The 14,070-nt window shown below is 33.7% G+C and carries 11 protein-coding genes; 1 reads left to right on the top strand and 10 read right to left on the bottom strand.

Annotated elements, in window-relative coordinates:
* Positions 1–103 precede the first annotated feature (103 nt).
* The 10 genes from queG to FBFL15_RS01695 form a co-directional block, all read right to left on the bottom strand.
* Positions 104–1,012 carry a tRNA epoxyqueuosine(34) reductase QueG gene (gene queG / locus FBFL15_RS01740; protein ID WP_014082954.1) on the bottom strand — a complete coding sequence of 303 codons (909 nt, stop codon included), beginning with the start codon at positions 1,010–1,012 and terminating at the stop codon, positions 104–106.
* Between the two features lie 20 nt (positions 1,013–1,032).
* Positions 1,033–2,055 (bottom strand): Holliday junction branch migration DNA helicase RuvB, encoded by a 1,023-nt coding sequence (ruvB, locus tag FBFL15_RS01735; RefSeq protein ID WP_014082953.1) that lies wholly within the window; start codon positions 2,053–2,055, stop codon positions 1,033–1,035.
* Positions 2,056–2,136: 81 nt separating this feature from the next.
* On the bottom strand, positions 2,137–3,933 hold the full coding sequence (locus FBFL15_RS01730) for a cytochrome c oxidase subunit I (protein WP_014082952.1): 1,797 nt from the start codon (positions 3,931–3,933) through the stop codon (positions 2,137–2,139).
* A gap of 33 nt (positions 3,934–3,966) precedes the next feature.
* On the bottom strand, positions 3,967–5,106 hold the full coding sequence (locus FBFL15_RS01725; protein WP_014082951.1) for a cytochrome c oxidase subunit II: 1,140 nt from the start codon (positions 5,104–5,106) through the stop codon (positions 3,967–3,969).
* Positions 5,107–5,125: 19 nt separating this feature from the next.
* Positions 5,126–6,448: a cation-translocating P-type ATPase gene (locus FBFL15_RS01720; protein WP_014082950.1), complete on the bottom strand. Its 1,323-nt coding sequence runs from the start codon at positions 6,446–6,448 to the stop codon at positions 5,126–5,128.
* Positions 6,449–6,474: 26 nt separating this feature from the next.
* Entirely contained in the window at positions 6,475–7,035 is a 561-nt protein-coding gene (locus tag FBFL15_RS01715; RefSeq protein ID WP_014082949.1) for a c-type cytochrome, read from the bottom strand.
* A 7-nt stretch (positions 7,036–7,042) separates the two neighbouring features.
* Positions 7,043–7,567: a DUF3341 domain-containing protein gene (locus FBFL15_RS01710; RefSeq protein ID WP_014082948.1), complete on the bottom strand. Its 525-nt coding sequence runs from the start codon at positions 7,565–7,567 to the stop codon at positions 7,043–7,045.
* Positions 7,560–8,963 (bottom strand): NrfD/PsrC family molybdoenzyme membrane anchor subunit, encoded by a 1,404-nt coding sequence (gene nrfD, locus FBFL15_RS01705; protein ID WP_014082947.1) that lies wholly within the window; start codon positions 8,961–8,963, stop codon positions 7,560–7,562. The genes FBFL15_RS01710 and nrfD overlap by 8 nt, the downstream gene beginning before the upstream one ends.
* Before the next feature lie 33 nt (positions 8,964–8,996).
* Positions 8,997–12,065 (bottom strand): TAT-variant-translocated molybdopterin oxidoreductase, encoded by a 3,069-nt coding sequence (locus FBFL15_RS01700; RefSeq protein ID WP_014082946.1) that lies wholly within the window; start codon positions 12,063–12,065, stop codon positions 8,997–8,999.
* A 73-nt stretch (positions 12,066–12,138) separates the two neighbouring features.
* Positions 12,139–13,467 (bottom strand): c-type cytochrome, encoded by a 1,329-nt coding sequence (locus FBFL15_RS01695; protein ID WP_014082945.1) that lies wholly within the window; start codon positions 13,465–13,467, stop codon positions 12,139–12,141.
* Between the two features lie 212 nt (positions 13,468–13,679).
* Between FBFL15_RS01695 and FBFL15_RS01690 the strand changes: the two genes are divergently transcribed.
* Positions 13,680–14,069: an SPOR domain-containing protein gene (locus tag FBFL15_RS01690; protein ID WP_014082944.1), complete on the top strand. Its 390-nt coding sequence runs from the start codon at positions 13,680–13,682 to the stop codon at positions 14,067–14,069.
* Position 14,070: the final 1 nt, after the last annotated feature.

Below are 14,070 nucleotides of genomic sequence, written 5' to 3'. Positions count from 1 at the left end.
TTGTCGGCGATATAGTTATGGCTAATTTGGTACAAAGATAATAAATAAAAAATAAAACCTTAAAAAAATAAATCACAAATATGTTAAAATATTTTATATTCAATTATTTTAATAAATTATTAAAAAATTTATGATAATTAATACGTTTTATAGGTGAATTTTTGAATATTTCATTAAAACTCTCATCTGATAAAAACTCCCAATCTGCTTTTGTATTGTTAATAATCTCTGTTTTAGCTGAAAATAAAGGCTCTTGATGGGGTTTAGAAAACCGATTCCAAGGACATACATCTTGACAAACATCACATCCAAATACCCAATCATCAAAAGTTTGTTTGAGCTCATTAGGCAATTGTTCTTTTAATTCAATAGTAAAATACGAAATACATTTACTACCATCCACTTGATAGGGCGCTACTATGGCTTGTGTAGGACAAGCATCAATACAGGCAGTGCAAGTACCACAATGGTCTGTGGTAATGGTATCATAATCTAATTCTAAATCTAAAATAATTTCTGCTATAAAGAAGAAAGAACCCGCTTTTTTAGTTATTAAATTACTATTTTTCCCAATCCAACCTAATCCGCTTTTTTTAGCCCAAGCTTTGTCTAAAACTGGGGCAGAATCCACAAAAACCCTACCCGATACTTGTCCAATTTGGTCTTGGATAGCTTGCATTAATATTTTTAATTTATCCCTAATTACATCATGATAATCTTGACCATAAGCATATTTAGAAATTTTATAGGTATTTTCAATTTGCTTTTCAGAAGGATAATAATTAAACAAAAGCGATATCACACTTTTGGCATCTGGAACAAGTATGGTAGGATCCAATCGTTTATCAAAATGACGTTCCATGTAACTCATTTGCCCTTGATGGTTTTTTTCTAACCAAAGTTCTAATCGTGGAGCTTCCTCTTCTAAAAAAGCAGCTTTTGATATACCTACTGAAAAAAATCCGAGCTTTAAGGCTTCGGATTTTATAAATGCAGTGTAAGTTGATTTCATAAATGGGTCAAAAAATAATTTTAAAAAAGACCGGTTTGAATATTTACATTTATTTTTCCTAAATGTTGATATGCTTTTTCAGTAACCTCTCGACCTCTAGGAGTCCTCATTATAAAACCCTCTTGAATCAAAAAGGGTTCATACACTTCTTCTATTGTTTCACTACTTTCAGATACTGCAGTGGCCAATGTTGATAATCCTACTGGGCCACCTTTAAATTTATCAATTATCGTGTTTAATATTTTATTGTCCATTTCATCCAAACCGTGGGCATCAACGTTTAATGCTTTTAAAGCATACTGGGCAATTTCAATATCAATTTTTCCATTGCCTTTTATTTGTGCAAAATCACGAACACGTCTTAACAAAGCATTGGCAATACGAGGTGTACCTCTGCTACGACCCGCAATTTCAATGGCAGCTTCCATTGAAATAGGCATTTTCAAAATAGAAGCACTACGCTGAACTATTGTTGTGAGTAAGGCCGTAGAATAATATTGTAACCTGCTTTGAATACCAAAACGTGCCCTCATAGGAGCAGTTAATAATCCTGAACGGGTCGTAGCTCCAATAAGTGTAAAAGGGTTCAAATTAATTTGTACCGTGCGAGCATTTGGCCCTGATTCTATCATAATATCTATACGAAAATCTTCCATTGCAGAATATAAATATTCTTCAACAACAGGACTTAAACGGTGAATTTCGTCGATAAATAAAACGTCTCTTTCATCCAAATTGGTTAAAAGTCCAGCTAAATCGCCAGGTTTATCTAATACAGGCCCAGAAGTTATTTTGATACCAACACCCAATTCATTTGCCAAAATATTGGCTAATGTAGTTTTGCCAAGCCCAGGTGGTCCATGAAATAAAGCATGATCGAGGGCTTCGCCACGCTGATTGGCCGCTGCAACAAAAACTTTTAAGTTTTCCAACACTTGATCTTGACCAGCAAAATCGTCAAAGGATAAAGGTCTTAATTTTTTTTCAAGATCTAATTCCTCATTATTATAATGTTGATTGGTAGGGTCTAAATTTTCATTCATGAAGCAAAGATAAAAAATGATATAGATAAAAATGAAAAAACCTCTCAAAAAATTGAGAGGTTCCAAGATATTTTAAAAAGATTAGTGATGTAAATCTACTTCTCCATCTTTCATAGGTACATTTTGAGGAACAAAATCTTCATCATGTCCTGGTTTGCTATAATCATAAGGCCAACGGTGTACCTCTGGAATAGCACCTGGCCAGTTTCCGTGTATATGTTCTACTGGAGTTGTCCATTCTAAAGTATTGGATTTCCAAGGATTTTGAGTTGCTTTTTTACCATAGAAAATACTAGAGAAAAAATTATACAAAAATACCAATTGAAAAGCACCGCCAACAAGAGCAAAAACAGTAATAATTACGTTTACATCTTGTAATTCATCAAATAAAGGAAATGCCGTATTAGAATAATAACGTCTTGGAAGACCTGCCATACCTATAAAGTGCATTGGAAAAAATACTCCATAAGCACAAACAGCAGTTACCCAAAAGTGAATATATCCTAAATTTTTATTTAACATTCTACCAAACATTTTTGGAAACCAATGGTAAATACCCGCAAACATTCCATAAAGTGCCGAAATACCCATAACCAAATGAAAATGTGCAATTACAAAATAAGTATCATGAACATTGATATCTAAAGTACTATCCCCTAAAATAATTCCAGTTAAACCACCAGTTATAAAAGTAGAAACCAAACCGATAGAAAACAACATAGCAGGATTCATTTGTAAATTACCTTTCCAAAGTGTTGTAATATAATTGAAAGCTTTTACTGCAGATGGTATCGCAATTAATAAAGTAGTAAAGGTAAATACAGAACCAAGAAAAGGGTTCATACCTGATACAAACATGTGATGTCCCCATACAATGGTAGATAAAAATGCAATAGCCAAAATAGAAGTAATCATGGCTCTATAACCAAATATAGGTTTACGAGAGTTAGTAGCAATAATCTCAGAAGTGATACCTAAAGCTGGTAATAAAACAATATACACCTCAGGATGACCTAAAAACCAAAACAAATGCTCGAATAATACAGGTGAACCACCTTGATATTGCAATACTTCACCAGCAATATATATATCCGATAAGAAGAAAGAAGTACCAAAACTTCTATCAAATATCAACAATAATGCGGCAGATAACAATACAGGAAATGACACTACACCAATAATAGCTGTTACAAAAAAAGCCCAAATGGTCAATGGCAATCTTGTCATCTTCATCCCTTTTGTTCGCAAATTGATTACAGTAACTATATAATTTAAAGAACCCATTAACGAAGAAGCAATAAATATAGCCATAGATACTAACCAAAGTGTCATACCCATACCAGAACCAGAAATGGCTTGTGGCAAAGCACTTAAAGGTGGATATATTGTCCAACCCGCATTTGCAGGGCCAGATTCTACAAAAAGAGAAATTACCATAATAACACTCGACAAAAAGAAAAGCCAATAGGAAATCATGTTCATAAAACCAGAGGCCATATCACGAGCTCCAATTTGTAACGGAATTAAAAGATTACTAAAAGTTCCGCTTAATCCAGCAGTCAATACAAAGAAAACCATAATAGTTCCATGTATTGTAACTAACGCCAAATAAGTATCATTAGACATTACTCCGTTTGGAGCAAATTTTTCACCTAGAAAAATACTGAATATTTTAAAAGACTCTTCTGGCCAAGCCAATTGCATTCTAAATAAAAGAGACATTCCAACACCCAAAATACCCATTACAATACCTGTTAAAAGATATTGCTTAGCAATCATTTTATGATCAATACTAAAGATATATTTGGTAATAAATGTTTCTTTATGGTGGTGTTCGTGTTCTTGATCGTGTGCAAGATCGTGACTATTTGCTGACATATTATAAATTTATAAATTTAAAATTGAATTATATTACATTTTTGTTGAATCAACAGCAACAGCAGTTGTAGCTACAATTTCTGGTTTTGGTTGATTGGCTAATTTTTCATCTGCAATAGCTTTTGCAATCGTACCTTGTTCACTTAACCACTTTTTATAATCTTCTGGTGTATCAACAATTACTTTCATTTGCATGTTATAATGAGACGAACCACAAATTTTATTACATAATAATAAATAATCAAAAGTATAAGGATCTAAAGCAGTTCCACCATTTGCAACCAATTCTGCTGATTTTTCCTCTCTTATTTTGTTGATTTTTGCTATTTTTTCAACAATAAAAGGAAATTCTCTATACTCTGAAGTAGTATATATTGGTGTAAAAGCAAATTGAGTAACCATACCAGGAACACAATTCATTTGAGCTCTAAAGTGTGGAAAATAAGCAGAATGCAAAACATCTTGAGAACGGAATTTGAATAAAACTTTCTTCCCTTTTGGAATATGCAATTCTTTAGTAGCAATATCGTCTTGAGCATTTGGATCAGACATATCAACACCTAATGTATTAACTCCATTAATGTATCTAACGTTTGATTTACCTAACACATTGTCTTTACCTGAATATCGAGCAGTCCAATTAAATTGTTGAGCATAAACTTCTACTACAATTACATCATCTGTTTTTTCATCAACAAACATGATATCATTCCAAGCAAATAAACCAAAAATAATCAAACCAGCTAATACAACAGCAGGAATAGTACTCCAAATAACTTCTAATTTATTATTATCAGAAAAATAAAGCGCTTTTTGTCCTTCTTTTCCTCTATATTTGAATGCAAAATAATGTAAAAGTGCTTGAGTGATTACTTGAACTATCATAATCAAAGTCCAAGAAGTATTCATCAAAGTATCTACAATACTTCCATGTTCAGAAGCAGGAGTACCTAATATAAAACTAACCCAAGAAATTAAAGCATAAATCGTAAATACATAGATAAAACCAACAAAACCAAACATCAAATAACCTTGAATATTATTGTCATTATCATCTGCAATTTGTGTATTTTGATTATGAACTCCTACTTGAGTGAGATCAAATATTTTAATTAACTGCCAAACAGCAACAGCTAATAAAACTAAAACTATAATTACCAACAAACTTGTCATTTAATTTTTCTTTTAAGTATTAATAATGAAAATGTTTACTTTCCTCAATAAATGGGTTTCTTTTTGGTAATAACGGTGCTTTTGAAAGAGCATTGAAAACTACAAAAATAAATAAACCTAAGAAGAATAATATAGCACTTATTTCAGGTATTCCAATGAACCATTGAGTACCTACTGTACCTGGCATAATCATATTGAAAAAATCTACATAATGTCCTAATAATATTACTGTACCTGCCATAACCAAAACCCAAGTAATTCGTTTGAAATCAGTATTAATCAATATCAAAACAGGAAATAAGAAATTCATAGCCACAGCTCCAAAGAATGGTAAATTATAATACTGAATTCTGGTAAAGAAATAGGTAGTCTCTTCTGGAATATCAGCATACCATATCAACATAAATTGAGAGAACCATAAATATGTCCAAAATACACTAATACCAAACATGAATTTTGCTAAATCGTGAATGTGGCTAGTATTTACATGTTCTAAGTATCCTTGTGCTTTCAAAATTAAAGTTACCATACATATAGTTGTAATACCACTAACAAAAAAGCTAGCAAAAACATACCAACCAAACAATGTACTAGACCAATGTGGATCAATAGACATGATCCAGTCCCATGACATAATGGATTCTGAAACAATAAAAAATACTAAAAACATAGCTGAGATATTGAAATTCTTTTTGAAAAAAGAGTTGTCATTTGACTCATCTTGAGCTAAACAGTTTTTTCTTGAAAAATGTCTATACACATTCCATCCTATTAAAAAGATAGCTGCTCTAATAATCCAAAATGGAAAGTTTAAATAGCCAGATTTACCTGTAATAATTTTGTCAAAATGATGACTCTTAGGATCGGTAACACCTTCATGCAACCATGCAAATAAGTGATTAAAATGCAAGCCAGAGAGCAACAATATAATAAAAAAGATTACAGAAGCTACTGGCAAATAAGCTGTAATACCTTGCATTACTCTAAACAAAACTGGTGACCAACCTGCTTGAGCAACTTGTTGAATAGCATAAAAAGCTAAAACACCTAAGGATAGCAACATGAAAAAGATACATGCTACGTACAATGCAGCCCAAGGTTTGTTTTGTAATTGACCCAAAACGTGCTCTAAATGTTCTTTGTGTTCCGCTTCAGCTTTTGCATCATGTTTTTTGACTTCATGTGCAGTTGCACCTTCATGTCCGTGTGATTCTGCCGACAAAATATGTTCAACTTCTTGAATATCTTTTGGTGCAGAAATAAAACCTATACCTATCCCTAAGATACCGATTACCATCAGGATAAGTGAAAATGTCTTTAATTTACTAGAAAATGTGTACATATCAAATTAGATAAGTTGTTTTACAATTATTGATTTTTTAGTTTTAATACGTAGGCTGCAACTAACCATCTTTCGTTGGTATTCAATTGGTTAGCATGAGAACCCATAGCATTCAAACCATAAGTTTCAACGTGAAATATACTACCTTCCGTAATAGGTCTGTCTTTATAACTTGGTACACCCAAAAATTTACCTTGAGTAACCAATTTTCCTTTACCATCTCCAGCTTCTCCATGACAAATGGCACAATAAATTCCATAAAGTTCTTTGGCTTTGTCCATATCTTTTTCAGAAATAGAATCCAAAGGCGACTTCAAATTTAATTTTGCAGCATCATATCCTGCAGTCGTATTGGGATATTCATAAGGTACAAAACCTCTTTTAATAGTTCCAATTGCAGGTAACTGACCTTCTTTACCAGCTAAACCACGTTGAGATTTAAAGGCATCAGATTCAGAATACGTTTCATAAGCTACAGATTCATACATGTTTGGCATGTATTGGTAGTTTGGCTCTGACTTATCATGACAAGATGTAAATCCTATTGATAAACTCAAAATGGCGGCAATTTTATATATATTTTTCATATCTATATTAATGCTTTTCAATGATTGTAACTTCAATAGCACCTGTAGTTTTCAGGAAAGAAGCTAGTTCATCTTCGTTATTATTTACAGCCACTTCCATTAAAAAGTGGTCATCTGTGGTTCTTACATCAGGATTTTCTGCTTCTTTAAATGGCCATAACTTACTTCTCATATAAAAAGTAATAACCATTAAGTGAGCTGCAAAAAATACAGTTTCTTCAAACATAATTGGAACAAATGCTGGCATGTTTTCCAAATAACTAAAACTTGGTTTTCCTCCAATATCTTGTGGCCAATCTTGAATCATAATATAATCCATCATAAATGTTCCAAAAGACATTCCAATAAGCCCATAAATAAAAGCACAAATGGCTATTCTAGAAGGGGCTAATCCCATGGCTTTATCCAAACCATGTACAGGAAATGGTGAAAAAACTTCTTCGATATGATGATGTGCTGCACGTGTTTTTTTTACGGCATCCATTAAAATGTCATCATCATTATAAATGGCATATATAACTTTATTACTCATGATGTGAATCTTTATTTGCTTCTCTACGTTTTTTATAATACTCTCCAGATGACTTCAATATAGTTTTTACCTCTGCTTGTGCTATCACTGGGAAAGAACGAGCATATAAAAGGAATAATACAAAGAAGAATCCAATTGTTCCGATAAATATACCAATATCTACAAATGTTGGCGAAAACATAGTCCAAGAAGATGGCAAGTAATCTCTGTGCAATGACGTTACAATAATTACAAAACGTTCAAACCACATTCCAATATTTACTACAATTGAAATTACAAACGAAAACATGATACTTGTTCTTAATTTTTTAAACCACATAAATTGAGGCGAAAACACATTACAAGTCATCATAGCCCAATATGCCCAAGCATAAGGTCCTGTTGCTCTATTTAAGAAAGCATATTGTTCATATTCAACTCCTGAATACCAAGCAATAAACAACTCCGTGATATAAGCAACCCCCACAATAGAACCCGTAATCATGATTACAATGTTCATCAATTCGATATGCTGTAAAGTAATATAGGCTTCCAAATTAGAAACTTTTCTCATAATAATAAGCAACGTATTTACCATTGCAAATCCTGAAAAAACCGCTCCAGCAACAAAGTAAGGAGGGAAAATCGTGGTGTGCCAACCTGGAATAACGGAAGTTGCAAAGTCCATAGATACAATTGTATGTACAGATAAAACCAATGGAGTTGCTAAACCCGCTAAAACTAATGAAACTTCTTCAAATCTTTGCCAATCTTTTGCTCTACCACTCCATCCAAAAGACAATATACCATATACTTTTTTATTAAAAGGAGTTACGGCTCTGTCTCTCAACATGGCAAAATCTGGTAACAAACCTGTCCACCAAAAAACCAATGAAACAGATAAATAAGTAGAAATTGCAAACACGTCCCAAAGTAATGGAGAGTTAAAATTAACCCATAATGAACCAAACTGATTTGGTATTGGCAATACCCAATATCCTAACCAAGGGCGACCCATGTGTATAATTGGGAATAAACCTGCTTGAACAACCGAAAAAATGGTCATTGCTTCTGCTGAACGGTTGATTGCCATTCTCCATTTTTGACGGAATAATAACAATACTGCCGAGATAAGAGTTCCAGCATGACCAATACCAACCCACCAAACGAAGTTAGTAATATCCCATGCCCAACCAACTGTTTTATTTAATCCCCATGTTCCAATTCCTTCTGAAACTGTATATAAAATGCAACCTAATCCCCAAAGGAATGCTGTTAAGGCAATTGTAAATACAGTCCACCATTGTTTGTTTGCTCTACCTTCTACAGGTGCTGCTACATCTATTGTTACATCATGATAGCTTTTATCACCTATAACTAAGGGTTTTCTTATGGGTGCTTCGTAATGAGACGACATATCCTTTATAGTATTTCTAAATTAATAATAATTCTAAGTATTTCTGACTTTTACTTGATAAATCACATTTGGTTTTGTGCCAATATGATCCAGTAAATGGTACATTCTTTTGTCTTCAGCTAATTTTGCGATATGACTTTCTTTGTCGTTTACGTCTCCAAAAATCATAGCACCTGTTTGACAAGCACTTGAACATGCTGTTTGGAATTCTCCATCAGCAACTGGTCGGCCTTCTTTTTTAGCTGTTAATATAGTCAATTGTGTTTTTTGAATACACATTGAACATTTTTCCATTACCCCTCTTGAACGAACATTTACGTCTGGGTTTACAACCATACGTCCTAAATCATCATTCATGTGGTAGTCAAATTCACTGTTTTTGCTGTACAAGAACCAGTTGAATCTTCTCACTTTATACGGACAGTTGTTAGCACAATAACGAGTACCCACACATCTGTTGTATGCCATTTGATTTTGTCCTTGACGACCATGTGAAGTTGCCGCAACAGGACAAACCGTTTCGCATGGTGCGTGGTTACAATGCTGACACATTACTGGTTGAAATGCCACTTGTGGATTGGCAGAAGCATGTTCCATTTGGCCAAATCCTCCTAATGAACCTTTATCGCCAAATAAGCCATCAAAGCCATCTTTTTTCTCATCATCTTGAGCAAAAGTATCTTCTGAAGAATAATACCTGTCAATTCTCAACCAATGCATATCACGTGACCGTCTTACTTCAGATTTACCAACAACAGGAACATTGTTTTCAGCATGACAAGCTATTACGCAAGCCCCACAGCCTGTACAAGCATTCAAATCTATTGATAAATTAAAATGATGTCCTTTTGAACGGTCAAATGAATCCCACAAATCAACAGTTTTTGCATCTACCTCTTTGTGATCTAATGAAACTTTCACTGGTTCATTCCACTCTTCAGCATCTTTTGTATTGAAAATTGTAAGCGTCGTTTCTTTTAAAATATCGCCTCTACCCATCAAAGTTTTTTGACCTTGAACACAAGCAAACTCATGTGTTCCGCCAGCTTTGGTAGCTTTGGCTGTTTGATTAGCATTCAAATTTTTATACAAGGTATAAGCATTCAATCCTACTTGCATTTCTTCTTTTAATCCTGCTTTTTTTCCATATCCTAAAGCAAGTCCAATAGTTTTTTCTGCTTGACCTGGCTGAACAATAACTGGAATATTTTCCAATTTTACGCCATTTACTTCAAGGTTTAGATAACTTCCATTCAAACCACCATTTGCAACTATTTCATTTTCTAATCCTAATGCCTCAGCATCTTTTTGAGAAATAGTAGCATAATTATCCCAAGACACTCTTGTAATTGGATCTGGGAATTCTTGTAACCAAGGGTTGTTGGCATGTTGTCCATCACCCATACCCGTTTTGGTATATAAATTCAATTCAAAATCGGCACTTGGTTTTGATTGTGATAAAATAGAAGCAGCTTGACTATATGAAAATGATCCTGGAGCAGCACTTGATCCAGAAGCAACACCAACGTAAACACCATCATGCAATACTTGATTCCATGTTGATCCAGCAATATAAGATGCAGATACTGATTTCAAATAATCATAATAAGACATTGGATTGTTATTCCATGCTAATAAGCATTCTTGAAATTGTTTGGTATTAAATAAAGGTCTGATTGTAGGTTGCGTTAAAGCATAAGACCCTTTTGTAATAGCTACATCTCCCCAAGCTTCTAAAAAATGAGGAGCTGCTGCTGCAATATTAGAAGCTAATGCTGTTTCGTCTTCTTTAAGGGTAAAGGTTGTTGAAAGGGAAACTTTTTTAAGTCCTTCCACAAAATCTTTAGCATTTGGTAAAGAATAAACAGGATTTACACCACTCATAATCAACGTATGCACAAGTCCAGCTTTCATGTCGTTAATCAGTTGATTTACTTGAACTGTAGCACCTTTTCTTATTTGTCTTGTACCGTTTGTATTAAAAGATTCGCTTGCTAATGCGTTATTAATTGCTATTACCAATAATTGAGCATTTACATCTTGCAAACCTGATACCAAAACTCCTTTTGAGCCAGCGGCTTTAAGTTGTTGGGCTGCTTTATTAACTTCGGCTTTAACTTTTTCGTCTAATGTTACTGCGTTTGAAGCACCAGTTACAACATTATAAAGCTGTACTAAAGCTTGTTTTTGAACTGCTGCAGACATTGGAATTCTTTTATCAGCTGCTGCTCCAGATAATGACATATTTGCTTCAAACTGGAAGTGTTTTGACATTATTTTATTTTTAGGAATTCTTCCTTGGGCATAGCCAGTTGCATAATTACCCCCTTGCCAATCTCCTAAAAAGTCGGCACCAACAGAAACAATTACTGAAGCTTTAGAAAAATCATAATCTACCAATGCTCTTTCACCATATACCAATTGGAATGCGTCTAACGCTTCAGAAGCAGACACTGCATCGTAAACAACGTGTTTAGCATTCGGATTGGCATTAATAAACTCAGCAATTAATTTTTCTGTAGAAGGACTTGCAAGCGTGTTGGTTAACAACACAACTTGTTTTCCTTTTGCTTTAGCTTCTGCGATACTAGCCTTAACTTTGGCATCTACTTCATTCCAAGCAACATTTTTTCCTGCAATAGTAGGATTTTTCAATCTCATACTATCATATAAGGATAATATAGAAGCATGAACTCTTGCATTTGCAGCAAATTTGGCTCCTGCTATGGTATTGTTTTCAATTTTAATTGGTCGACCTTCTCTTGTTTTCACTAAAAGGTTTGCAAAATCAAAACCGTCAAAAACAGTTGTTGCATAATAATCTGCAACGCCAGGAATGATTTGCTCTGGTTGAACAACATAAGGTATCGACTTGTGTACTGGACCTTCGCAAGCAGCTAAAGTTGCAGCGGCTGTACTAAATCCAACATACTTTAAGAAATCACGTCTTGTTGTTGAAGAAGAAGATAAAGACTCTTTATCACCTAAAAATTCATCGGTTGGAATTTCTTCAACAAACTCGTTATTTCTAAGTGTCTCAACAATAGAACTATTTTCTTTTAGTTCTTCAACACTTTGCCAGTATTTTTTGTTTGATGACATATTTTTTTATAATTAATTCGTTTATTCTTTTCTATTATCTATTTAAAATTTGGTAGTAATGTAGCCAATTCATTTAGTAGTGGCATTTTCCACATTCTAAACCACCCATTTGTGCAGCAGTTAATTTTTCTACACCATATTTTTTAGAAAGTTCTTCGTGTATTTTTGTATAATACGCATTGCCTTCCATTTTAACATCTGTCTTTCTATGACAGTCCACACACCAACCCATTGTCAATGGAGCAAATTGTTTCATTACTTCATACGTTTGAACTGGACCATGACAAGTTTGACATTCTACCCCTGCCACAGAAACGTGTTGTGAGTGATTGAAATAAACAAAATCTTGAAGGTTATGAATACGAACCCATTTTACTGGCTCTGTTTTTCCTGTATATTTAGTACCATCCCATCCTACGGCTTTGTATAATTTTTGGATTTCTCCGTCGTAAAAAGCTTTAGAATGTTCGGCAGTTGCTGTAGTATCAGATACTTCACTGATATTTTTATGGCAATTCATACAAACATTTAATGATGGTATGCCTGCATTTTTACTTACCCTTGCCGAAGAGTGGCAATATTTACAATCTATTTTATTGCTTCCAGCATGTATTCTGTGTGAATAATGAATAGGTTGAATAGGTTCATAATCCTGATCTACCCCTACTTGCATCAAGAAACCATAAGCTACATAACCACTTAATAATAGCATTACAATTGCTGAAACCAATACTAAAAATTGGTTTTGAACAAATGCTTTCCAAATTGGTAATTTGGCTTCTTTTAGTTCAGGAACTATTCCGTTTGCTTTTGCTATTTTGGATAACACATTGTTTACCATAAACAACATTACAATCAAAATACACATCACTACGGCCAATGCCCCAAGTACAATGTTGTTTGATGCACCTCCTGCATTAGCGTTTTTTACATCGCCACCTCCATTTGGAGTTGGAGCTGGAGCTTCAGCTTTTGGTTCGTTGGTATAGGCAATAATATTGTCTATATCGGCATCCGAAAGTTGAGGAAAGGCAGTCATTACTGCTCCATTGTATGCTTTGCTTACTCGGACAGCTTCTGCATCTCCTGATTTGATCATTTGAGAGCTGTTGCGAATCCATTTGTACAACCAATCTGTACTTACCTTAGAAGAAATCCCTCTAAGTGCTGGCCCAGTCATGTCTTTGTCTAATTTGTGGCAAGCGGCACAATTAGTATTAAACAATTCTTTACCCTTAGCAGCGTCTCCAGTACCAGCAGCTGCGGGTGCAGCGGCTTCTGTAGCAGGAGCTGCGGCTGGAGCAGCATTCTGAGCAAAAGACGTTAAGGAAATGTTTAGCAATAGTGCTAAGCTTAAAATTAAATTCCTTGAAATCGAATTAGGGTTACCCACCTTTTTCATATTTTTAATGATTATCGACTAAAAATTATTGTTTTATTAGGTTTTATAAAGAAATCGTTAGCGTTTCTTTAAAAACTTGCACAAAAATACAATTTAAGAACTATTCCTAAAAGTAATAACAAAGGATATTTTTAATTTATAGTCATTCTAAATAAACTTTAACTTTTCATTAGGCTTTTTATATGTTATATTTGCATAAAAATCAATCCTTTATGAACATTTACACCATAAAAAAATCCATTATTTTAGCCCTTTTTTTGGGTTTATTTTATTCAAAATCAACTGCTCAGGAATCAAAAACAACACTTATTCAGGATCAAATTTTTGAAAAATTACTGAAAGAAAGACGTAAAACGAACACTATAACGTTTGATGACAGTCAATACAAGATTCAAATTTATAATGGCGACAGCGAAAATAGCAAACAAATATTAGCAACTGTTAAAAAAAACAATAAAGAATACGATTCTTCCATTGTGTTTGACACACCTAATTATAAGGTTTGGATTGGTAATTTTAAAACAAGAATTGAAGCGGAGAGGAATCTGGTTATCCTCAAAAAAAAGTATCCAGCTGCATTTTTGATTAAACCTAAAAAATAAA

Source organism: Flavobacterium branchiophilum FL-15, assembly GCF_000253275.1.
In the GTDB taxonomy this organism is placed as follows: domain Bacteria; phylum Bacteroidota; class Bacteroidia; order Flavobacteriales; family Flavobacteriaceae; genus Flavobacterium; species Flavobacterium branchiophilum.
This window is presented reverse-complemented; position numbering and strand designations above follow the sequence as displayed.